We start from the raw sequence: 24086 nt of genomic DNA, 5'->3' as shown, positions 1-24086 counted from the left end.
CCCGGGATGGATGGGGAGACCCTACCCTAGTCCTCTGCTCGATGTGTCAGAGGAGTACGGTGCCTAGTCGGGGTGCTTGCTATCCCTCCAGACTGAGATGACTCAGGACGCTCCCCTGCTGTCTGTCATTATCCCCGTCTATAATGTCGCACTCTACCTAGAGCAGTGCCTCAGCTCGATCCTCTCGTCTGGCTATCCAGAGCTCGAGGTGATCGTCGTAGATGATGGCTCGACAGATAGCTCTCCCTCGCTCTGCGATACTTGGGCGGAGCGAGATCCCCGCCTCAGGGTCATCCATCAGCCCAATGCGGGACAGTCTGCTGCACGCAATCGTGCGCTCTCAGAGATGCGAGGCGCATACTTTACCTTCGTGGATGCAGATGACTGGGTCGCCCCCGAGGCCTTTGGGCTGGGGATCACTTACCTAGAGGAGCACCCCGAGACGGGGGTGGTAGAGCTGGGCTATGCCGAGGTCTCTCCTTCGTCCCAGCAGGTACAGCCTCGGCTTCGGGCGAGCCAGAGCCTCCCCGCACGGGAGGCCTTAGGGCTCTTCGCTCGCATGCAGGGACCTCTGGGGATGCCGTGGGGCAAGATATTCCGTACCGCTCTGGCGGGAGGACTTCGCTTCCCTGAGGGACGTATCTATGAGGATACTCCCTATGTCTTCCAGGCTCTGAGCCTCGCAGGACAATACTATTATATGGCCGAGATAGGCTATTATTATCGGGTAGGACGACCGGGGAGCTCTACAGAGCATTGGGACGGACGTCTGGTATGGCTCTTTGACAACCTACTGGACCTATGCCCTCTCCTCTCTACGAAGGCCCCAGAGCTCCTACCCTATTTGTACCAGACGCTGCTAGAGCGTCTCCTGATCTTTGTCCTCTGGGCTGATCGGCATAGAGCCTCAGCCCCAGAGCTACTCCTACTATTACTCCCTTATACCAAAGTGCTACGGCACAGACCGCTACTCCCTATGTCGCTGACGGCGCAGCTACGAGCTAAGCTCTTCGTCTACGCTCCGAAGCTTTTTCTCTTGATGAAGCGGTTCTGTGGCTCTCACAGCTAAAGACAAAAGACAATGGACGGACAACTCATATATTGCATTGCTTCGGAGCATATCGTGCTCTATACGCCTGCTCCTGAGGTCACGGCTAGCCTATTGCCGAACTATGAGCCCTTCCGCGTGGCGGAGCTCCCTGTGGGTGTTGAGCCTCTCTTCACGTTCACGGGTAGTGTAGACCTAGATACCAAGAAGCGTATCGCTCTACTCGAGGACAAGACCTCCGATGGGGTACGGGCACAGGTCTATCACACGGATGATAGACAGCTCCTGCTGGAGCTCACTATTGACCGCCGTCATCAGGCGCTGTGCGTGGATCGCTCTTGGCGAACGATCGTCTCCGACGTCCTGCTGGATGATCCCTCGGCTGCGATCTTCATCAATAGGCTCATCATGATTGCCTTTGGGGTCGCTGTGGCTCCACATCGTACGCTCAAGATGCATGCCTCGGTCACGGTGCTGAATGGCCAAGCCTTGCTCTTCCTCGGCGTGAGCGGTACGGGGAAGAGTACGCATAGCCGTCTCTGGCGCAAGTTTGTCCCGGGGGCGACGCTCCTCAATGATGATGAGCCAATCGTACGTGTCCTAGAGGATGGCGAGGTACGTGTCTATGGCTGTCCTTGGAGCGGAAGTACACCCTGCTACAAGAACGAGTCGGCACGTGTCAAGGCCTTCGTCTACCTCTACCAAGCACCCGAGAATAAGCTCTCTCGTCTGCGAGGGCGGGATAGCTTCGATGCGATCTACTCTTCCTCGGCCTTCCTACACTCGGACAAGGTGCGTCACCTAGCGATGTTTGACACGGTAGCTGACGTGCTGGAGCGTATCCCGGTCTACCGCCTAGACTGCCGTCCGGACGAGGAGGCTGTCTCGCTCACCCGTCAGCTCCTGGACTAAGCTCATAGGACTCATGAGCGATACGCAGCGTACGGACACTAGACGCTCCTCGCTCGTCGTAGGGGCGGACGAGTTCTTTCGTGAGATCCTATCCCGCCTAGCCTCTGGCAAGCGGGTGAAGATACGTGCGAAGGGCTCCAGTATGCTCCCACTCATCAGAGACACTCGGGATACGATCGTCCTCTCTGCCCTCAGTGGGGACTCGATCCAGGTGGGTCGTCTCCTACTCGTACGTATCCCTCAGGGCTATGCTCTTCATCGGGTCGAGCGTATAGAGGGGCATATCATCACCCTGAGAGGGGATGGCAATCCCTACCAGAGGGAGCAGTGCACCCCCGATCAAGTCCTCGCTGAGGCGACCGCTATACTACGAGGAAAGAAGGTGATCGAGCTAGGCTCTCGTCTCTGGTGGTGCTACGAGCACCTATGGCCTAAGCACAACTTCATCCGTCGCCTCTGTCTGGCACTCTATCGCCGTACGCTCCTTCGCTGGGGCTATTGAGGCTCTTCCCCTAAGACGACTATACAGCAAGGGCTGCACTCCTATACGGAGTGCAGCCCTTGCTGTATAGTCGCGCTCTAGCGTCTAGCGGTCGTGGCGTAGCGTGATTATTGTCTATGGGGGCTTGCTCGCACTCCTTGCTATCGCATGGGTTGCAGAGCGGAGGCTAGGGCGGTAGCGGCGTTCTCGCCGTCGATAGCTGCCGAGACGATACCCCCTGCGTAGCCTGCACCTTCGCCTGCGGGGTAGAGTCCGTCGATGAGGATGTGGCGGTAGTGCTCCCTATCTCGGGGGATACGAACGGGTGAGGAGGTACGACTCTCTACGGCGATGAGCTGCGCCTCTTCGCTGATGAAGCCCCGTGTAGAGCGGTCGAAGGCTCTGAAGCCCTCTGCCAGTCGCTTCGTCACGAATTCTGGCATCCACTCATGGAGGTTGCCCGAGGTGAGTCCCATCGTATAGGAGGTAGAAGGTAGGGTGCTGGAGGCTCGACCCTTCAGGAAGTCTGTCATTCGCTGGGCTGGGGCACGGAGCGAACGTTCGGCAGCGAGGTAGCTCCTACGCTCCAGCTCCTCACACCAGTACATGAGGGCAAGGGGAGAATGGAGTTCCTCTACCGAGATCCCCGTCTCAGGGATGTCCTCGGGGTGAAGCTCTACGACCATCCCTGAGTTGGCCCAGCGAGAGCCTCTATTGGCGGGGGACATCCCATTGACGACAGTCTCCTCGGGAGCTGTCGAGGCGGGCACGATGAAGCCCCCTGGGCACATGCAGAAGCTGTAGACGCCACGTCCTGCCGACTGAGCCTTGTAGACATACTCTGCCGCTGGTAGCCACTTCCCTCGTCCCTCGGGGCTGTGGTAGCGGATCTGGTCGATGAGCTGCTGGGGGTGCTCTAGGCGCACACCTACGGCGATAGGCTTAGCCTCGATGAGCACTCCTGCCCGATCTAGGTAGCGGTAGACGTCTCGTGCCGAGTGCCCTGTGGCTAGGATCACGGGACCCATAAAGCTCTCGCCCGTGGCCGTGAGGATGCCTCTTACCTTGCCCCCCTCTAGGATGAGCTCTGTCATGCGACAGCCGAAGTGCACCTCACCCCCTGAGCCGAGGATCTGCTCTCGCATCCTACGGATGATCACGGGGAGCTTGTCTGTGCCGATATGAGGGTGGGCATCGATGAGGATCTTGGGGTCAGCTCCGAAGCGGCAGAAGACACGCAGGGTCTTCTCCACACTCCCTCGTTTCTTGCTCCGTGTATAGAGCTTGCCATCGGAGAAGGCTCCTGCCCCGCCCTCGCCGTAGCTGTAGTTGCTCTCGGGATCAATCACCCCCGTCTTAGCTAGAGTGGCTAGGTCTCGTCTGCGCTGCATCACATCCTGCCCTCGCTCCACGACGATGGGGCGCACACCTAGCTCTATGAGCCTAAGCGCGGCAAAGAGTCCACAGGGGCCAGCCCCTACCACGACCGCTGTCGGGGCGGAGGAGACATCGGGGTAGACCAAGTCCTCGAAGGTATCTATGCAGGGCTCCTCCCCCGTGAGATAGACCTCGACACCTAGATTGACCAGGATACGACGCTGGCGAGCGTCGATATTGCGTCTGCGTATCTGGATCGAGGTAATATCCTCGGTAGGGATAGAGAGCTGGCGAGCGACCTCCTCTCGGATGCGTGCGTCAGATGCTGCGACCTCGGGGGTGAGGGTAAGCTGGAGCGTAGTCATTTCGGGTAGGGGAAAGAGCCTTGGGGGGAGGCCTTGGTCAAGAGGGTAGAGAGGAGAATAGGAAGGCCTTACTTGGCCTTCCTATTTCTCTTGTAGAGGTAGTAGCCGATACCTGCGACTACGAGTAGGGCTACGATCCCCAGCCCGATAGCGGAGCTGTAGCGCTGGATGGTCTCTGCGAAGAGCTCGGGGGGGACGGTCCTGCCGATGAACCACCCGAGTAGGGCGAGGACGATGTTCCATGCCCCGGCACCGATCGTCGTATAGAGCAGGAAGCGCCCGACGGGCATCTCCGCTAGACCTGCTGGGATAGAGATCAGCTGGCGGATACCGGGGACGAGACGACCTACGAGGGTGGAGGTCACTCCGTTCTTGACGAAGTACCCTTCGGCCTTCTCTACCTTCTCTGCCGAGAGGAGGCATAGGCGCCCCAGGCGGGAGGAGGCGAACTTATACACGATCGGGCGACCTAGATAGCGGGCGAGGTAATAGTTCACCAGCGCACCGATGTCTGACCCGAGGGTGGCGAAGAAGACGACGAGGAAGATATTCATCTCCCCCTGCGCCGCCTTATAGGCTGCTGGGGGTACGACGACCTCCGAGGGGAAGGGGATGAAGGACGACTCGATAGCCATGAGTATCGTTACCCATAGGTAGTCGAGATGGTGGAGTATATCCTGAATGAAGCCTAATGATTCGAGCATACTATATTCTAGAGGACGAGTGGAGGACTACTTATTGACCTTCTTCCACGTATCCTTGAGCGAGACCGTACGGTTGAAGACAAGGTGATCGGGGCGGCTGTCAGGGTCAAGGCAGAAGTAGCCGATACGCTGGAACTGGTAGTACTCCCCGAGCTGTGCCCCAGCGAGGAAGGGCTCTATGCGACAGCCCTTGACGACCTCGAGTGACTCGGGATTGAGTAGCTCCGAGAGCTCCTTGTCCTTGATCTCCGAGGGGTCTTCATCGGTGAAGAGGCGGTCATACAGACGTACCTCAGCCTCCACGCTGTCCGTGGCGGATACCCAGTGGATGGTACCCTTGACCTTGCGGTTGCTCTCGGGGCGTCCGCTTAGCGTCTCGGGGTCGTACTCGGCATAGACCTCTACGACATTGCCCGCCTCATCACGCTTGCACCCGGTGCAGCGTACGATGTAGGCGCTCTTGAGGCGCACCTCCTGCCCGGGGGTCATGCGGAAGTACTTCTTAGGCGCATCCTCCATGAAGTCCTCGGCCTCGATGTAGAGCTCTCGGGAGAAGCGGATGGTGTGGGAGTCGGAGTTGGGATCCTCGGGGTTGTTGAGGAAGGCCATATCCTCCGTCTGTCCCTCGGGGTAGTTCGTGATGATGAGACGTATGGGGCGCAGGACGGCAGAGCCACGTAGAGCACGGCGGTTGAGATCCTCACGGACAGAGTGCTCCAGCAGGGCGACATCGATCATCCCGTCGTACTTCGTGTAGCCGATGCGGTCGATGAAGCCACGTATGGACTCGGGGGTGTAGCCACGACGACGTAGCCCGCAGATAGTAGGCATACGGGGGTCGTCCCATCCCGAGACGAAGCCCTCCTTGACGAGCTGTAGGAGCTTGCGCTTGCTCATCATCGTGTAGGTGAGGTTCAGGCGGTTGAACTCGTACTGGCGTGGGCGGTAAGGGCCATCCTGACCCGGCTCGACCTGCTTCAGTAGGTCGATGAAGTAGTCATAGAGTGGGCGGTGTACGACGAACTCCAGCGTACAGATCGAGTGGGTGACACCCTCGAAGTAGTCGCTCTGGCCGTGGGCGAAGTCGTACATCGGATAGACGTTCCACTTCGTGCCCGTACGGTGGTGGGGGACCTTGATGATGCGGTAGATGATCGGGTCTCGGAAGTGCATGTTGGGCGAAGCCATATCGATCTTTGCCCTTAGGATCATCGAGCCCTCCTCCAGCTCCCCGGAGTTCATCCGACGGAAGAGCTCTAGGCTCTCCTCACGTGGGCGGTCACGGTAGGGGCTCGCCACACCGGGGGTGGTAGGGGTACCCTTCTGCTGGGCGATCTGCTCGGCAGTCTGCTCATCTACGTAGGCATGGCCAGCTAGGATGAGCTCCTCGGCGAAGTGGTACAGCTGATCGAAGTAGTCCGAGGCATAGAACTCTGCACCCCAATGGAAGCCCAGCCACTCGATATCCTCACGGATAGCGTCCACGTACTCGACATCCTCCTTGGTGGGGTTGGTGTCGTCGAAGCGTAGGTTACACACTCCGCCGTACTTCTGAGCGATGCCGAAGTCCATGCAAATGGCCTTGGCGTGACCGATGTGCAGGTATCCGTTGGGCTCGGGTGGGAAGCGGGTCTGTATACGTCCGTCGTGCTTCCCTTCGCTGAGATCGCGCTCTACGATCTGCTCGATGAAGTTCAGGCTCTTCTTCCCTTCATCTTCTATTATGGTCGTGACCTCTCTCTCTGTGGTCATAGTCTTCTTATCGTTAGTGGGTGAAATGATTATACCAACAAAAATACTATAAATCTGTATCCTAAGTGTGATTTGCCCTCCCTAAGACACCCATTCTGCGTTACCCATAGTCCCCCTCTCCCTACGCCTCTATTCCCCTTCTTCTCGTCTTACTACATCGCTTCCCCCTCTTAACGGTAATTGAGCCGACCACTCTCGTGTGGGCTATTCACCCACCCAATGGCTTGGCGAACCCCTTGGTCTTCCATGCAATATCGCTGCTTGTGCTCACGTCTAAATGGGCTCTGTGACGAAGGTTACTAGAGGGGTGAAACGCTCTTACCGAGAGCGCAAGTGCGTTCTCGGTAAGAGCGTCACAGCGTTCTCGGTAAGAGCGTCTTCGTCACCTATGTAAGGTGATTGATACGCTCTTACCGAGTCCTCTCCTTGGTCTCTTGATATCCCGTGGGTGGGTCTCTCGGAGAGTGCGTTGCGGTTGGGTAGGGGAGAGGGCTTTGGAAGGGGCGGTGTCTGGAGTCTTTGCCCCTCTTCCTGCTCTTGGGGCGAGTCCACGGGTGCGGGGCTAGTTGGTCAAGGTGAGGCGCAGGGAGAGCCCATAGGCTGTCGTGGAGATGGGGAAGGAGTACGTGCTCACGAGTGGCACGTTGCGCATCCACTCGTAGTAGGCCTTGAGGGCGATGAGGCGGCTCAGCTCGTACTCGGCACTCAGTTCCGAGCGTGTGCTGGAGTGTACACACAGGGCTGACGCATGAAATCACTATAGTGCGAGGGTAAGGTCGTCAAGGTGTATATGCCGAAGATAGAAGTATACGTGTTCTAGTCTAGATATACCATGCGAATACCTCCTACCTAGGAGGGATGAGTATACACGTGTGTACACAACAGTATACACGCGTGATACACGCGTGTACACAACATCGCTCTAAGTATATCCTCTGTAGGGCTCGCTTGTATGTCTGTTTCATGGGGATAATGCCTAGGATCTTTAGGAATGGGCTAAGGCTCCCTGGGATATGAAATGGTACCCCCGAAGATCCAAAGGCAGGAGTGCGAGCGAGATCATACGTCGACCCTGAGTGTACACAGAGGATGGGGCTATGTTGGATGAAAATATGTTACATTTATGGTTGCAAAGCCTTCGTTATCAGACCTAGCCTCTGTTCACCCCGATGTTGTCGGATGTGAGGGCGAGGGCGTTGTATGGTAGAATATGTTAGATGGATGATGACTACGATTAGGGCTAAAGAAGCTTGGTTACGCAAGGCTTCGCGGGCTCTTTCCTAGATGGTATCAATCAGATGCTCCCTAGCCAGGCACTCCCTTTTCTGCTGAGGGGGGCGCTCCCTCATTCAGAAGAGTAATAAAACTATTTCTCATCCTAATTCATCACGATATGAACAGAAGAGTTTACGCCACTATGGCTCTCATTGGGCTTAGCCTCTTTGCTCCCTCTTGTAAGCAGAGAAACGTCGGGCCAGACCCCGACCCCGGGGTAGACCCTAACGCCCCCAAGAATATCCGAGAGGTGACCGCCCTCCTTCGATCTGCTGGTCACCTAGACGCTCCTAGCGACGCAGAGACCGGACTCAAGGTCAAAGAAGGCTCAAGAGAGCCCGTAGGGAGTGCTGTGGAGTATAGGCACCTTGTCGGACAAACTAGGCTAGTCAAGAGCCGTAAGTTCTCCCAGAAACTAGACTATAGCTTCACCCAGACCTCTGATGAGTATGCCATACTAGACCCTTGGCCCTCTGTGATGTGGCCGGGCTGCCTCATCCAAGGCAACTCCATCCGAGGCAATAGTGTCCCCAACGCAATCCCCATCATAGAGAAGCGTAAGCCTGGACGTATCATGCTTCAGGTCGTCTCTGGAGAGAGCCGAGAAGATAAGTCGAAGCCAGAGAACTTCTATACTGAGGTGCAGAAGATGCAGGAGACGGATGTCCTAGATGCCCAAAATGAGCTACTACGTAGACACATGCAGAGCGGTACTCCAGCCAGCGTCTCCTACACCATGGAGATCGTACATAATATCAAGGAACTCGCCATTCATACAGGGCTGGACGTAAAGAAGGTATTTGCTAAGATACAAGCCTTCGCTGGCTCGGAACTCAGATCCAACAAGAGCTATGTGCTGGTGAAGCTCTACCAGCGCTTCTTCACGATGAGCTATCAGGATCCCGATATGGGCTTCTTGGGAGCTTTCACTCCTGATATACAAGCCTATGAGCTCGAGCCCTTCACGGGGCCAGGTAACCCTATCTGCTTCGTATCCTCAGTCTCCTACGGTCGAGTGTACTATCTCCTCTATGAGAGTGATAGGGAGGAAGAGGCACTCTATGCGGGCCTTCACTCCTACTTCGCAGGCTTCGCCGTCAATGGGGACTTCAAGAAGAATGAGATCGTCGAGAGCTCTCGTGTCAAGATGCTCCAGCGTGGAGGTGATGCCGAGGCGGGTCTCAAGGCTGCACTCAGTGGTAACCCAAAGGATATCGCTGACTTCATCCTCCAGGGGGCTCGGTTCTCTACTCAGAATGTCGGGGCTCCGATCTCCTTCACGATAAAGCATCTCTACGACAACTCCCTCGTGAGAATGCACAACACGCTAGAGTATTCCTACAATAAAACAGAGTACCTGCCTGAGGAGAAGCATAACAACTTCGCTATCCGCCTGAAGGATATCCATACGGATGTCCATGGGATAGATGGTTGGGATCCCTCAAATCACGGAGAGATAAGTCTAAAGAAGGCCGAAGTCCGCTACTATCCCGTGAAGAGAGATAATCCCATAGCCTATCATACATTCTGGGATCCCCAAAATCGAGATGAGTCCCTCCCCAAGACCATTGGTATCAAGGGCGAGCGTTATATCCATGCTAATCGGATTATTCAGATGGATTGTGAGGATAAGTATGATCGTGTCACCCTCAGTCTGACCTTCGATGTCCACCCCTATGCCAAGAAGGGCGGGCATAAGGATACTGGGACATCCCCTGTATCGGTGACGATCGACCAAAACTTCCGTATGGAGAATGGTCAATGGTATGCCGAGGATGCTGCTAGCGGAAATAACTTTACCTCACCCTTCCACTACGTAGGGTTTAGACGAAAGTTTACCAATCTGATGGTATCTATCCAGGCTCACTATTCGGTCTATATCGATAATCATCAGATCCAGGGACAGCCAGCCCGGAAGTAGCCCTCTAAGAAGTAACCACTAGGAAAGAGGTTGCTGGTAGCCATATCCCTTATCGGCAACCCCCATATAACACTAAGGAGTGGGTCGCTATCCATATCATCGGATAGCGACCCACTTGTCTTTATGCCCCCGTCTTTATGTCCCCTGTCTTTATGTCCAATGGTGTCCAATGGGAGTCCCCTACATGGGGTGAGAGTGGAGCCTGGAGTCTTTGCCTCTCCTCCTACTCTTGGGGCGAGTCTACAGGGGCAGGGCTAGTTGGTCAGCGTGAGGCGCAGGGAGAGCCCATAGGCTGTCGTGGAGATGGGGAAGGAGTAGGTGCTCACGAGTGGGACATTGCGTGACCATTCGTAGTAGGCCTTGAGGGCGATGAGGCGACTGAGCTCGTACTCGGCACTCAGTCGGAGGCGAGTGTCCGCTAGCCCCGAGGTGGCTTGGGTGACTACCTCCTGGATACGGCGGATGAGGCTCTGGGAGCGACGATAGCTGTATTCGCCTCGTAGGGTCAGCCCCTTGGGGGAGGAGGGCTCGGCCTTCGTGCGTCGGGCTCGTCTACCCTTCGTGGGGGTAGGGTGGAGGAGCTGTCGTAGGTCGGCGATCTTGTAGCCAAGCCCTAGGCTTAGTTCGTTGGAGCTGGTCTCGATGATGCTGAAGGCCGAGAGGTTCAGCACCACCCCACGGCTTCGTCGCCACTGGGCACTCATCCCTAGCCCGTTGTTCCAGGTCATCTCTACCCCAATCAGAGGGAAGAAGCTCTCCTGTATAGCCACCGAACCGATGTCGAAGGCATAGCTGAGCTGGGTCGTCCCACTCCCCGAGCCATCCGAGGCAGGTAGGTGTCTGAGACCGAGCTGGTCGGTGTCCTCGCCTTGCCAGCCTGCTAGCGAGGAGAAGCCCCCCACGGTATAGGTCGCTCGGTAGGTATGGCGTAGGGAGATCGAGCGGAAGTGCTCCCTGAGTAGGGGGATACGGGTGAGCCCCGTGTAGTGGAGCGTCCAGTTGGGGAGCATCCCTGCGAGGGCTGGCAGGGCACGTAGGCTGACCCCATCCACCCCTCCTGCCTGAGAGTAGGCGGCACGGAAGGCGGGGATGAGTACCGCAGGGGCATTCTCCTCGAGCGGAGCGGAGGGCTGGAGGGAGGAGTAGAGGCTCTGCTGTCGCTGGGCGATCCGCCTGCGGTAGTCGAGGAAGCGGGCGAAGGGCTCCGAGGCATAGCCCGAGCGAGCACCTGGCGAGGCGAAGAAGCCCCTTAGCCCGATCGTCGTCATGGTGAAGTCTCCGCCATAGAGCCTTGGTCGCCCCGAGTACATGTACTGCACCTCGGTGCGGTCGGTGCGGGTATGGTTGCCCGAGAGGGTGATGGTGAGGTCCCTTAGGGGCTGGAGGGTAGCCCGAAGGTCATAGGTGACCGTACGTGTGAAGGCTGCAGGGGTGGGACGCTCTGTATCCAGCAGGAGATCGCCTCGCTCGGCAAGCTGGTCTACGAAGTCTGCATCGGTGAGCCCGAGGGCGAAGGCAAGCCCCGGGGTGAGCATACCTCCGGAGCGACCTTGTCCTCCGATGGCCTTGATATTGGGGAGGAAGCCCGGTAGGAGTGTTTGGGTCGTCGTGCGATAGGTGAGGGTCACATCCTTGAGGGAGGAGAGGGTGTAGACGAGGCGATCAAGTGCTTCGGAGAGGAAGCCCTGCTCCTCGCTCTGCTTGGGACGCTTGACCTCTGTCCCTCCCTTCCTCGTATCGGCCTGTGCCACATCCCGCCCATAGCGATCCTCGAGACGGCGCAGGTAGGCACTCTTGCGGTAGAGCTGGCGCAGGAGGAGCTGGCTGGAGCTCTCGATACTTCCCTGTGCCATGAGTGTATTCGCTACACGTATATTGGGATCTGGGACTAGGGCTCCACGATCCCAGCTGTAGCTGCTCGTATAGGAGAGCTGAGAGGTGAGGAAGCTCAAGGGGGCAATACGAGCAGTGGGGAGTTGCCAAGTGAGGGTCGTGCTCTGGGCATAGTGCAGCGGTGTCCCCCCCTCTCCGATGCTTCGCATGACGGAGTCCCGCCAGAGACGCCAGCCATCCGGGTTGAGGGCACGATTGACTTGCTGGTGGGGCTCCTCAATACGTGCATCCGTCCCACTGGAGAGCGTGAAGCTAAGCGAACTAGTAGGTGCCCAGCTCAGGCTAAGCTTCCTACTCCACAGGAACTGCTGGGCGAAGGTAGCAGGTATGCGACTGCTCGGGTCGTCGGTGCCGATACTGCGTAGCTGCTCCTCGTCATAGCTACGGAGCATCGTGCTCTGTAGGGAGAGGCGAGAGGGCCATAGGGAGAGCCCGTAGTCCCTGAGGAAGGTCGCCCAAGGACTCTGCCCACGGAGGGACTTGAAGGGACGTAGGGGTTGCCACGTCGGGGTATAGTCGTAGCTGGCGGAGGCCTGCCAGTCTAGGTGACGATTGTACTCGATCTCGGGGGTATGCTCCTCGGTGGTATTGTGCCCGAAGGATAGCGAGAGGTTGGCAGGGTCGTAGGGCATAGGCTCACGGGACTGGATGCCGACCGATACCCCCGAGAGGGAGAGCGCTCGGGTCTTCCGGTGGGTGATGGTACGCCTAAGGAGGGAGTCCCGTCGAGCACGAGGGAGTCCGGAGAGCGCCTCGGAGAGACGTACATCCTCGTCCGTGGGATTGTACTCGGGGGTCGTGACCTCGTCAGATAGGGTGTAGTAGAGGGGGATAGAGATCTTGGCCTGCTCGGGCAGGAGACGACCTAGTTCAGCCCCCGAGGAGAGGTGTATGCTGCGTCTGCTCTCTAGGCTTCGTGCGCCGAGGGGCTGGTCAATCGCTCCGAAGCCCGAGGAGATATACTGCGCACGGACGTTGGCTGAGCCTAGGTCAGAGAGTTGGAGGGCAGCCTGTGCATTGGCCGCCCAGCCCCCCTCCTCGTGGTAGTCGCCGACACGCAGCTCATTGACCCATACCTCCACGCTCTTCGTTATCCCTGAGGCATTGCGCACCCCGATGAGTATCGTACGGATGGAGGAGAGGGAGGGGCTACCTAGGATGGTGAGGGTGTGCTGTGGGTGCTCCTTGCTCGCTGTGGAGAAGGGCTGGTAGAGTGTCGCCCCTAAGCCCTGCTCTATGGAGGCGTTGCGTCGGCGCTTGAGGGCGATGAGCTGGTCGAGGGCGAGGTCGATGAAGTTCTCCGTAGGCCATACCCGCTCTCGGTCGGTGGGGTTCTCGGAGCTGTATCGTCCAGCAGGGGTGATGCGTAGGGGCAGGGAGTACTCGTAGTAGTTGCTCCGATAGTCTGAGCCTAGGCGCAGGAATAGGGTGAAGTCTCCATCCTCGGTAGGTGTCGTCTCACCCACCAGCTCCTCAGCATGGGCGAAGAGCTGGAGACGGCGGTAGCGACGTAGGTCGTAGTGAGCACTGCGGTAGACGGCACGAGTATCTCCCGAGGTGAGTCCCTGTAGGCGGATGGAGAGTGCCTGCTCATTCTGCTGTAGGCTCTGGCTCTGCTGGCTGTCTAGTGTCCTAGATACGCCGGGGGGGAGGACGTAGTTGATCGGCTCACGATCGCCATGTTCCTCGATATTTACGGAGGTCACAGAGAGGTCGCCTATGGGAGCGGGTGGTGTCTGCTCGTCCAGCTGACCCTCATAGGTGCGCCAGTCTCCACGTACCAGACGTAGAGCGCCGAAGCGTAGCTGTAGCTCCTCCTGACAGCCCGTGAGGTACATGCGCATGAAGCGTATGCTGCGCCAGTCTCGTGCCCCCCCGACTCGGGAGGTGAAGGAGCGCAGGGGTACCTTGAGCTGGAGCCAGCGTACCGAGGACTGCTGTCCATTGCGCAGGGTCACCTCGGCAGTACGCTCTCCGACGACGAAGCCTCGGCCGGGTCTTAGATCCTCGGGACGCAGCGAGATGCGGTACTCGAAGTAGCGATCCTGCTCATTGAGGCTATAGTCCCTATTGATGTCCTCGGTGTCGGGGCTGACGGTGCTGGCCTGGCTGTAGTCATCGTCTCGTGAGGCCTGAGAGTTGCCCTCTGTGCCGTTGTACCTCTTGTATCGCTCCAGGATAGGTAGGCGAGCGGCATCATAGTCTGCCCCTCGGTAGTGGTGGAAGTCGTCCCCCGCTGGGTCATTCAGTGGGCTGACGGGATCACCCTGCCATGCAGCCCGAGTGGCTGCGCTAAGGGTGCTACTCAGGGCAGAGAGGTAGGCAGCATAGGCGGGGTAGGTCTTCTCCTCCTCGGTAGAGAGTCCGTTGAGCCCTACGTCCTGTCGCTCACGTGCCCCAGCGGCATTGTCGAAGGCATAGCCCACACTCTGTCGTGTCGGGACCTTGCCCCAAGGGCCGTCCTCGGTGGCAGAGGGGGTGGGGAGGATAGGCAGGCCGTTCTCGAAGAACTTCCGTTCATCTCGTAGTATGTCCTCCGATATATCCCCGAGGTCTATGTACAGCGCTCCTGACTGGGGCGAGGCTCCGTGGACGTATGGATCCATCATCCAGAGCTCTAGGTACTCGATCCCCGCTGCCTCGAAGTCCGCGTGGTCGATCCTACGCATGATCCCCGCCCAGCTCTTCTCGGGCGTGCTTAGTCGCCCCGTGGGGAGGAGGGCAGAGGAGTTGAGGTTATAGGGGCCACGCTCCTCGGGGTAATAGCTTAGGGAGAGCGTCTGCAGGTAGCTGGCCTGGCTAAGGTTCTGATCACGGAAGGGGAAGAGCTCCCGTGTAGGGATCTCTCGGACGAAGTGATTGCTCACATAGTCGGGGTCGTTCCTAATATAGGCTGGTGTGAGGCTACTGCGCTCTCGTGTGAAGAGCGGGTCTATGGTGAACCAAGCGAGCTGTGCCCTTCGCTCGCCATAGCGTAGGTAGTCCGTAGGGGTGATCCCCGAGGGGATCATAGAGACGGGTGTGGAGGAGAGCTGCCAGGCATGAGGGCTCATGAGGTCGATCGTGCTACGTGAGCTCTCGAAGTCATCCAGCGAGCTGTAGCCCCGAGTATACTTGTCCTCGTAGTGTCCGGGGATGAGGTGGGCAAACTCCCCCGATAGGCTTAGCGAGGAGGGGGCTGTGTGCTCGACGAAGGGGAGCTTGTTCAGGAGCTTCGTGAGCCAAGGGGCTTGGCTCTGGTAGCTGAAGTTGAGCCCCCACATCGTATTGCGCATACTCTCTTCCTCGAGCCGTACCTTGGTCGTCAGAGGGAGCTCGGAGAGGTGCATGAGGGTAGCCCCGAGGCGGAGACTCCGAGAGAGCTGGTAGCTTAGGTCAAGCCCTAGTACCGTCTTGCGCTGCTGTCCTAGCCCCCCTTCGCCTTGCACGGAGGCCTCGATGGGAGTCTTGGTCTCTAGGAGCTGCTTATTGAGGATCTTCACGATCCCTGCCCCATAGTCTACGCTGTAGTCTGTGCCCTCTCGGAGGAGCTGTCCGCCTGCCATGACCCGCACCGATCCCTCTGCGACGCCTGTCGTCCCGAGGGAGATCTCCCCCTCGTTGGTCGCACGATAGGAGCCCCGCAGGCTGTACTTGTTCTTCTCTGCGAGCTGCTGTGCCTCGACTCTCGTCCTTTGGTAGAGCTCGGTATAGGCGTATTTGCTCGCCATACTTCCCCCACCCAGAGCCTGAGCGAGTGTGCCCCCGAAGGGCTCGACCGTAGGGAAGAAGATGAGCCCATCACGTGAGCGGATGGTGTAGCCCTCTACGAAGTCAAAGCGTCCATCCTGCCGTGCCTCCTGCCGACTATCCAGCCTGTCAAGGCCTAGGACAGAGAGTAGCCGCTGCCCACGGAGTGACCCCTCGGGCAGATAGGGCAGGGCAATCCCCGTAGCATCATCCCGATAGTAGACATCCAGGCGGAAGTCCGCCTGCTGGACATCCCTCACCCCAGAGCCTAGACTATAGACATTGCGCATCATCAGAGGCCAGTAGGGCGAGGTGGGGACGAGGTTGCTCCCCTTGAGGAGCTTGGCGAAGAGGGTCTCGGTGGAGCTGTCGGGGCGGTCGGAGGCAAACTCCCCGACACGATAGACCTGCCCCTGATAGGTGAATTCGTAGGCGACCGCTAGCACCTCATCGGGAGCGAGGGCAGCGGTGAGGCTCACATAGCCCAGCGTGGGGTGTAGGGTGTATTCGCTGGGCTCTAGCCTACGTGCGCTCTCGATACGCTCGTAGTCGGCGGAGGCGGTGTAGTCGGGGCTAAGGGCGGTGGTCACTCCCTCGATCTGTCTCAGCTCAGGGCGAAGGGTAAGGCTCTGGTAGAGGCTATTGGCAGGGTTGGCTGGTACGGGTAGCCGAGGGGAGCTCAGGCTGATATGTCCGTTGTGCAGTACCTCGGGCTCTCCGAGGTCGGTGAAGGCTAGGACATTGCGTGCGTCGTCAAACTGCCCTCGGCGGTTCGTCACCCACAGCTCTACACGTGTGATCTGTATCGCAGAGCGGACATAGGGGAGGGTACGTAGTGCCCCTTCGTAGTGCGAACGGAAGTACTCCGAGAGGAAAAAGTGCCGAGAGGCATCATAGTCCGAAGCCGAGATCTCGAAGGCCTCTGTCTGCCGTCCGCCACTGGAGGAGACCCGCCTCGTCTGGCTACGCTGCTGGCTCACGAGTAGATCCATCTGTAGGCGCCCCATCTGGAGCTGCGTGTGCATCCCGAAGAGTGTCCCCCCTCCGCTGATGAGGGAGTTCCTCGGGGTCATCGAGACGTTCCCGACCTCGATCAAGCGAATGATGTCGTCCTCGTTACCCTCGAAGGTGAGCTTCAGCCTGCGTGCATCGGCCTCGAAGGTTGCCCCCGTGGCATAGTTCATCCCGAAGCTCAGCTTTGTCCCTATGGTGGCTTGTACCGAGGCCTGGATCTTCTCATCGAAGTCGAAGAAGGTGTGTCGGCGTGCCCGTTCGCTGAGCGAAGGATCATCGGTATGGGTCGTCTTGAGACCAGCGGAGAGCTCGGCACTACCCTGGAGTCTGAGACGGATACCTCCCTTGCCAAAGAGCCACTCTGCCACACTCTGCTCCAGCCTTAGGTCGAGGGGATTACGTCCCTGCTCCGTGCTGGCGCTTTTGCCCTGTCGGTAGAGCTCATCCCAGTAGCGTGACGTGCTACGTCGCTCCATATAGCGGGTGTACTCCGCTTGGGTATAGGCGATGGGGGTACCTAGAGGCTTACCCCCGAGGAAGGTGGTCAGGAAGTAAAGTCCAGTGCGAGGATCGTACACGAAGCGAGTCTCTACGCTTCGTGGTGTGCTTAGGGTGATCCCCGAGGGGGAGAGCCGCTGTAGATCAGCGTCACTCTCTGGGAGCAGGAGGGTGCTGTCCACCCATTTCGGTCGAGGGCTTTGTCCCCATAGAGGCATGCTGAGCGCTAGGATGCCAGCCAAGAGGCTGTAGCCTAGGCCGAGGAGCAATATGAGCCTACGGGGCACCACGTGGCTAGAGGAGCTTCAGACTCTGCTTGATGAGCTCCTCCACACGTATAGTGGGGTCAGAGGCGATGAGCTGTCGGATGACCTTCTGTGCAGCAGCCTCGGGATAGCCCAGCATCTTGAGGGCGCTGACGGCCTCGCTGGGCGTGGTGGTGTCGAGGGGCTGTGCTCCCCGTCCCTTCTTCGGCTCGGTAGCTGTGCTCGTTGTGGGGAAGTCGCCTTCGATGGGAGGGAGCTTGCCACGGAGATCCACGAGGATACGCTGGGCGGTCTTCAGCCCAATCCCCTTGATGGCCTTGAGGGGCTCGATCTGTCCGAGGGTGATGATGCTGTTGAGCTCATGCGGAGGGTATGAACTGAGGATGATACGAGCGGTATTAGGGCCGACCCCCGAGACGCTCATGAGATGGCGAAAGAGCTCCTGCTCAGCTGCCGTAGCAAAGCCAAAGAGTAGGTGCGCATCCTCTCTGATGATCTCGGTGATGAGGATCTTGCCCTCACGCAGCCCCGAGAGGGCGGTGTAGGTCGTCAGAGAGATCGAGACATGGTAGCCTACGCCTGCACACTCGACGAGTACGGCGGTAGGGGTAAGTTCGGTATATAGTCCGTTGAGATAAGCTATCATTTCCGTAGTTTTGATCGATGCTACACCCGTAAGCATCTAAGAGACAAATATAAATAAAACTAAGGTTATGGGGGCAAGGAGACAAACAGGCAAGGAGACAAACGGGCAAGTAGACAAACGGGCAAGCAGACAAGCAGGCAAGGAAGCAAACAGGGCAAGGAGACAAACGGGCAAGGAGACAAGCAGGCAAACGGGCAAGGAAACAAGCAGGCAAGGAAACAAGCAGGGATTTTGATACGGTTACTCCGAAAGCTCTCCCCGAGCCGAGTATTCCTCCCTTTTCCCTCTGTCCCCCTCTTCTCTCGTCTGCACGGCTCTTTGGCTCTTTGTGGGGGCTTGTTTCGTGTCTGGGTGGGTGCTTAGTCTTAGCCTCGGCCTCTGGAGTGTCTAGGAGTTCGCCCCGAGAGCCGTCCCAGCGAGAGCCCGACGAGGTGCGTCCCAAGAGCCCGACGAGGTGTGTCCTAAGAGCTTTATGTGCCATATACCAAGAGCTCGGTGAGGCGCTTCCCAAGAGCTTTATGAGCCATATACTAAGAGTCCGGCGGGGTACGACCTAAGAGCTTTATGTGTCATATACCGAGAGTCCGGTGGGGTACATACTTAGAGCGAAGTTGTGTACACGCGTGTATACACTTGTGTACACGTGAGTACACTGTTGTATACACGCGTGTATACTTTCCCCTCCTAGGTAGGAGGTGTATGCCTCGTAAACCTCCCCCTAGGGTGCAGATGCTATTACTGGGGTCGTAGGCTCCTTGACTGCTTTGCCGTCGGCCTCGAGTGTCTTTGTGCATTAGGCTGACCTTACCCCTCACACCGAATGAGTCTCGTAGGCCAAAATGAAGCAGCGCCGTCCCCCCACATCGGGGGGACGGCGCTGCTTATATATCTTCTCGGGAGGACTTGTAAGGCGAATGGCTCGTGAGGGGGCGTCCCCCCTCGCTGAGCCTACCCCCAAGAGCGTGCTAGTAGAGTGTGTACTCTAGGGTAAGGGGGAGCTGAACCCCTTTCTCGTCGACGAGGAAGCCAGCGATGGGAAGCCCTAGGGCGTTATACTTCGTGTAGCGAATTTCTCTCCAATCGCGTGCGACCTTTCCATCTGAATATTGACTGACATCTTCAGTGTAGATCTCCTCACCAAAGACACCGAAACGAACCTCGTGACTGCGGGAGTAGGTGATGGTCTCCTTCCCCTTGTCTAGCTTGATCTCAGTGGTGACTTCTTTGGTCATACGCCCCTCCTTGTCGTAGGTGCGCTTATTACGTCCGATGAGGTTCTTCCTCTCGGGGTCTGAGTAGATAGCCTCGACCTCTACCTCGCCCTCGTAGCTGTAGGAGAGGTAGTGAGTGCCATCCGTCTGATTATAAGCGTATATATAGATCCCAGACTTTTTCTTGCGGTCAGGGCCGTAGGTGTACTGAGTGATCGACTTGGTAGCCCCCTTTGCGCTAGGAAGATCCTCGAACTGGACGAGGAGTCCATCCTTGTATTTATACCTCTTGTAGTCCCAGCCAAATCCTGCCTCGTGGAACTTTACTTCGATGAGGTGGCCAGAGCCGTCGTAGGTATATTCGGTGTCGAAGACGGGGGAGAACTTCTCATTCTCGAAGCTCTCAGTGAGTATCCTTGAGAAGCGAAGTTGCTTATCAAGGGTGAGTGTATGACGGCTGTCGATCTTACCCTCCTTGTCGAAGTTGATCATGGTGACGAGATGTACCTTGCCGATGATGTCCTCACGCTTAGCTGGCTGAGGGTCGGGCGGTGTGGGCGTGGGCTTATCCTTCCCGCAGGAGGCAAGGGGGATGAGGAGGAGTGCCGTGAGGGCAAGCGTTAGGGTGCGAAAGTGTGGTTTCATAAGGGTCATTATTATTGTCGTTAGGGCATGTGACGGGAGTCCACTAGTAGAAGGTGTACTTTAGGGTGAAGAGGTTCCGATCCTCGTCACCAAGCTCAAACCCCTCAATAGGGAGTCCCTGAGCGTTGTACTTAGTGTAGTGGTAGCCACTGATAGAGTGGCTAGTGACCTTTCCCTGTGCATCGAGGTGGGTGAACTCAGAGTAGACCTCTTCGCCGAAGATCCCGAAGCGGGTCTCATAGATGGAGGTGGAGCGGATGATCTCCTTACCCTGCTCTAGCTCGATCGTTGTGGCAACCGATTTGATCACACGCCCCTCCTTGTCATAGGTGCGCTTATTACGAGCGATGAGGTTCTTCCTCTCGGGGTCTGAGTAGCTAGCCTCGACCTCTACCTCGCCTTCGTAGCTGTAGGAGAGGAAGTGAGTGCCATCTTCTCTGCCCTGTGCAAATATATAGATCCCCATCTCCTTCTTGCGGTCGAGACCGTAGGTGTATTGGGTGATTGACTTTTGGGCGCCATTCCCGCTGAGGAGATCCTCGAACTGGACAAGGAGTCCATCCTTGTATTTATACCTCTTGTAGTCCCATCCAAATCCTACTTCACGGCTTTTCTCTTCGATGAGGCGGCCCGAGGCATCGTAGGTGAAGAAGGTCTCTACGTCAGGGACAAGCTTGCCGTCCTTGAGCCTCTCCGATATAGAGCTTTGGGGGCGGAGTTGCTTGTCGTAGGTAGTGACGGTGCGAGCCTTGATCGGAGTCTCCTTGTCACCAAAGATAGAGGTTATGGTGTGTACCTTGCCGATGATGTCCTCACGTCCCGCGGGCTTAGGGTCAGGAGGTGTAGGGGTGGGCTTGTCCTTCCCGCAGGAGGCAAGGGGGATGAGGAGGAGAGCCGCGAAGGCAAGTGCTAGGGTGCGAAAAATGACTTTCTTCATGCTTGTTATTGTCGTTAGAGAATGTGATGCGGTGAACTCTACTCGTGACGGGTGGCCACTAGTAGAAGGTGTACTCTATGGTGAAGGGCTGCTGTCGCTGCCTCTCAGTCTGAATGCCTGCGACGGGGAGACCTAGAGAGTTGTACTTGGTGTAGCGTAGTTGGTATAGGGAATGATAGGTGACCTCCTTCTTCGCATTGTATTCGGTCGTCTCGTCATGAAGGAATTCACCGAAGATTCCATAGCGAGCCTCCGTGATCGTAGTCTTGGAGGCTTGTTTAGTATCCTTGTCCTCTTCGCCACGGTGCCGAGGAACATCTATATACTGGATCCGTTCGTGTCGCGTCTCTCGCCCTTGCTCATCATAGATGCGCCGAGAGCATTCGATGCGGTTTGTCTTCTCTCGGTCCGTATAGACACTCTCGATCTCTACCCCTCCCTCGTAGCTGTAGGAGTGGTAATACACCTGCTCTTCTTGCATGGGATTGCGCGTATAGATATAGGCACTCTTCTTCCTATTGTCAGCGTCATAGTAGTAGGTAGTGCGAGTGATCCAGTAGCCGTTGAATTGCTGGGAGTCGTGCTGTCTGAGACGCCCCTGCTGATCATAGGTGTAGCTGTCCTGACTTTTTGGAGAGGGCTTTAGAGTCCCTTCTGAATCTCTATTGTAGGAGAGGGCTTTCCGTAGGGTCAGATGCCCCGAGGCATCGTAGATGTATTCGGTCTCGGTATCGGGGACGAACTTGCCGTCTACATAATCCTCTAGAATGAAGGCTGTCTGCCAGAGCTGTTTGTTGTAGGTGAATAGGGCTCGTTGGGTTACCTCACCCTTGTCATCAAGCATCTTTAAGGTCACGGTATGTACCTTGCCGATGATGTCTTCACGCTTAGCTGGCTGAGGGTCGGGCGGTGTGGGCTTATCCTTCCCGCAGGAGGCAAGAGGGACGAGGAGGAGTGCCACGAGGGCAAGCGTTAGGGAGTGAAGGGTCGATCTCATAGTGTGTAGTAGTGATTGGGGAGGAGGAAAGAGGGGAGGAAAGAGGAACGTATGTGCCCCGATGGGCGGGAAGGAGTAGTAGCAAAGAAACCCCCGAGGGTGTCAGAAAGACAACCCCTCGGAGGCTTCTCTGTGTAGAAAACTGCTTCTAGACAAGCTCGTGGATGATCAGACCTGAGCGGAGCTTAGGCTCGAACCACGTGGTCTTAGGGGGCATGATATTGCCCGAGTCGGCGATGTCGATGAGTTGCTTCATCGATACGGGATAGAGGGCAAGGGCAAACTTCATCTCACCGCTGTCCACCCTCTTCTTTAGCTCGCCAAGGCCACGGATACCCCCGACGAAGTCGATGCGCTTATCCGAACGCAGGTCCTTGATGCCAAGGATCTTGTCGAGGATGAGGTTGGAGGAGATCGTCACGTCAAGTACCCCAATCGGATCGTGGTCGTCATACGTACCGGGCTTGGCGGTGAGTGAGTACCAGTGATCCCCGAGGTAGAGAGAGAAGTTGTGTAGGCGTGCGGGCTTGTAGATCTCCGTGCCCTTGTCCTCGACGATGAAGTTCTCCTCGAGCTTCTTCAGGAGCTCTTCCTTGGTGAGGCCATTGAGATCCTTGACGACACGGTTGTAGTCAATGATGGTCAGCTGGTCGTCGGGGAAGCAGACAGCCATGAAGTAGTTGTACTCCTCATCGCCACGATGGTTGGGGTTCTGCTTGCGCTTCTCATCCCCCACGAGGGCAGCAGCGGCGGAGCGGTGGTGACCGTCTGCGATGTAGAGAGCAGGCATAGCCGCAAAGAGCTCGGTGATACGACGGATATCGGCTTCGTTGTCGATGATCCAGAACTCGTGACCGAAGCCGTCTAGCGGAGCGATGAAGCTGTAGACGGGCTCCTCCTTGGTGTACTTAGCGACGATGTCGTTGATCTCCTTTTGCGAGGGGTAGGCGAAGAAGACGGGCTCGATGTTGGCATTGTTCACACGTACGTGCTTCATACGATCCTCTTCCTTGTCACGGCGGGTAAGCTCATGCTTCTTGATGACGCCCGTCATGTAGTCTTGGACGGAGGCACAGACGACGAGGCCGTACTGTGTCTTGCCGTTCATCGTCTGAGCGTAGACGTAGTAGTTCTCCTTGTCGTCCTGTACGAGCCAGCCCTTTTCCCGGAAGTGGCGGAAGTTCTCTGCCGCCTTAGCGTAGACCTTCTCCTCATGCTCGTCGGTGCCGACTGGGAAGTCGATCTCGGGACGGATGATGTGGTAGAGGGACATCTCGTTGCCTGCAGCTTCGGCGCGAGCTTCGTCACTGTTGAGTACGTCGTAGGGGCGAGAGGCGACACGCTCTACGAGGTCTTGGGGTGGGCGGATACCACGGAATGGTTTGATGACAGCCATAGGATGGTGTTTGTGCTAGTGTGATGTGTACGTGGATGGTCGGCTACTTGTTGAGGCGGAAGCGTTCGTTACCCTCCTTGATGAAGCCCACGATCTGGCGAGCAGCAGCTAGACCAGCGTTGGTATTGGCTTCAGCAGTCTGAGCGCCCATCTTCTTAGGTGTAGAGAAGTAGCGTTCGCCTAGGGCTGCCTCCATCTCTTCGTGGTTCGCGGGGCGGATGTCGCTGAGGTAGCGAAGGTCTTCGCGTTCCTTGAGGAGCTCGAGTAGCTCTGCTTCGTTGATGATCTCCTTACGAGCGGTATTGACGAGGATTGCCTTCTTAGGTAGGAGGCTTACAAGCTCACGGCCGATAGAGCCCTTGGTCTCGGGGGTAGCGGGGATGTGTAGGGAGACGACGTCGCAGGTGGAGAAGAGCTCCTTCTGTGAGCTCACGGGGGTCACACCCTCCTTGACCATCACATCAGCTGGGGTGTAGGGGTCGAAGGCAAAGATCTCCATGCCGATGCCCTTAGCGATACGAGCCACGTTGCGACCGGTGTTCCCATAGGCTAGTAGTCCGAGCTTCTTGTCCTTGAGCTCTGTGCCGGATGCGCCGTTGAAGCGATTGCGGACGGTGAAGAGCAGGAGGGCGAAGACGAGTTCAGCTACAGCGTTGGCATTCTGTCCTGGGGTGTTCATGACGCAGACGCCATGGGCGGTAGCAGCCTCTAGGTCTACGTTGTCGTAGCCAGCGCCTGCACGTACGACGATCTTGAGCTGCTTGGCAGCGTCGAAGACCTCCTTGTCTATGATGTCACTGCGGATAATGATGGCCTCTACGTCGGCTACTGCGGCGAGGAGTTCAGCCTTGGAGGTGTACTTCTCTAGGGTGACTACGTCGAAGCCTGCGTCGGTGAGGATCTGACGGATACCAGCTACGGCAGGTGCTGCGAAGGGCTTTTCGGTGGCGATAAGAACTTTAGACATGATTTCTTTACTCTGTGGGTAGGTTCGTTAGTGTACGTAGACGTGTGGATAA

At 57.3% G+C, this 24086-nt stretch carries 14 protein-coding genes; 4 read left to right on the top strand and 10 right to left on the bottom strand.

All coding sequences use genetic code 11. From position 1 onward, the window contains the following. The first annotated feature begins 97 nt into the window (after positions 1-97). From QZ170_RS03020 to QZ170_RS03010, 3 genes are read left to right on the top strand one after another with little or no spacing between them, the layout of a single operon-like run. Positions 98-1069 (top strand): glycosyltransferase family 2 protein, encoded by a 972-nt coding sequence (locus tag QZ170_RS03020; RefSeq protein WP_297176879.1) that lies wholly within the window; start codon positions 98-100, stop codon positions 1067-1069. Between the two features lie 12 nt (positions 1070-1081). Further along, entirely contained in the window at positions 1082-1960 is an 879-nt protein-coding gene (locus QZ170_RS03015) for a hypothetical protein (RefSeq protein WP_297176877.1), read from the top strand. A 13-nt stretch (positions 1961-1973) separates the two neighbouring features. Continuing rightward, the gene (locus QZ170_RS03010) at positions 1974-2462 is read left to right on the top strand and encodes a S24/S26 family peptidase (RefSeq protein WP_297176873.1); all 489 of its coding nucleotides are present in this window, start codon (positions 1974-1976) and stop codon (positions 2460-2462) included. Positions 2463-2602: 140 nt separating this feature from the next. Here QZ170_RS03010 and QZ170_RS03005 read toward each other — a convergent pair whose 3' ends face one another. From QZ170_RS03005 to QZ170_RS02995, 3 genes are all read right to left on the bottom strand, one after another. Beyond that, entirely contained in the window at positions 2603-4183 is a 1581-nt protein-coding gene (locus tag QZ170_RS03005) for an FAD-dependent protein (RefSeq protein WP_297176870.1), read from the bottom strand. Positions 4184-4251: 68 nt separating this feature from the next. Then, on the bottom strand, positions 4252-4887 hold the full coding sequence (locus QZ170_RS03000; RefSeq protein ID WP_297176868.1) for a DedA family protein: 636 nt from the start codon (positions 4885-4887) through the stop codon (positions 4252-4254). Between the two features lie 27 nt (positions 4888-4914). Beyond that, a complete protein-coding gene (locus QZ170_RS02995; protein ID WP_297176865.1) occupies positions 4915-6639 on the bottom strand; it encodes a glutamine--tRNA ligase/YqeY domain fusion protein in 1725 nt (574 codons plus the stop codon). A 1393-nt stretch (positions 6640-8032) separates the two neighbouring features. Here QZ170_RS02995 and QZ170_RS02990 point away from each other — a divergent pair. Continuing rightward, a complete protein-coding gene (locus QZ170_RS02990) occupies positions 8033-9835 on the top strand; it encodes a thiol-activated cytolysin family protein (RefSeq protein ID WP_297176862.1) in 1803 nt (600 codons plus the stop codon). Positions 9836-10089: 254 nt separating this feature from the next. On the opposite strand, the gene sprA is transcribed toward QZ170_RS02990, so the two are convergent. The 7 genes from sprA to QZ170_RS02955 all read right to left on the bottom strand — a co-directional run bounded on the left by sprA (position 10090) and on the right by QZ170_RS02955 (position 24034). Further along, positions 10090-17151 (bottom strand): cell surface protein SprA, encoded by a 7062-nt coding sequence (gene sprA / locus QZ170_RS02985; RefSeq protein ID WP_297176860.1) that lies wholly within the window; start codon positions 17149-17151, stop codon positions 10090-10092. Between the two features lie 112 nt (positions 17152-17263). After that, complete coding sequence (gene ruvA, locus QZ170_RS02980; protein WP_297176857.1) at positions 17264-17881, bottom strand: Holliday junction branch migration protein RuvA; 618 nt, start codon at positions 17879-17881, stop codon at positions 17264-17266. Positions 17882-18846: 965 nt separating this feature from the next. After that, on the bottom strand, positions 18847-19737 hold the full coding sequence (locus tag QZ170_RS02975) for a hypothetical protein (protein WP_297176854.1): 891 nt from the start codon (positions 19735-19737) through the stop codon (positions 18847-18849). 43 nt (positions 19738-19780) lie between these two features. After that, positions 19781-20674 (bottom strand): hypothetical protein, encoded by an 894-nt coding sequence (locus QZ170_RS02970; protein WP_297176851.1) that lies wholly within the window; start codon positions 20672-20674, stop codon positions 19781-19783. A 58-nt stretch (positions 20675-20732) separates the two neighbouring features. Then, positions 20733-21671 (bottom strand): hypothetical protein, encoded by a 939-nt coding sequence (locus tag QZ170_RS02965; protein ID WP_297176848.1) that lies wholly within the window; start codon positions 21669-21671, stop codon positions 20733-20735. A 148-nt stretch (positions 21672-21819) separates the two neighbouring features. Next, a complete protein-coding gene (locus QZ170_RS02960) occupies positions 21820-23067 on the bottom strand; it encodes a DUF1015 domain-containing protein (protein ID WP_297176846.1) in 1248 nt (415 codons plus the stop codon). Positions 23068-23110: 43 nt separating this feature from the next. Beyond that, positions 23111-24034, bottom strand: coding sequence for an NAD(P)-dependent oxidoreductase (locus tag QZ170_RS02955; RefSeq protein WP_297176843.1), 924 nt, complete (start codon positions 24032-24034; stop codon positions 23111-23113). Positions 24035-24086: the final 52 nt, after the last annotated feature.

Source organism: uncultured Porphyromonas sp. (genome assembly GCF_905372525.1).
Taxonomy (GTDB): Bacteria; Bacteroidota; Bacteroidia; order Bacteroidales; family Porphyromonadaceae; genus Porphyromonas.
This window is presented reverse-complemented; position numbering and strand designations above follow the sequence as displayed.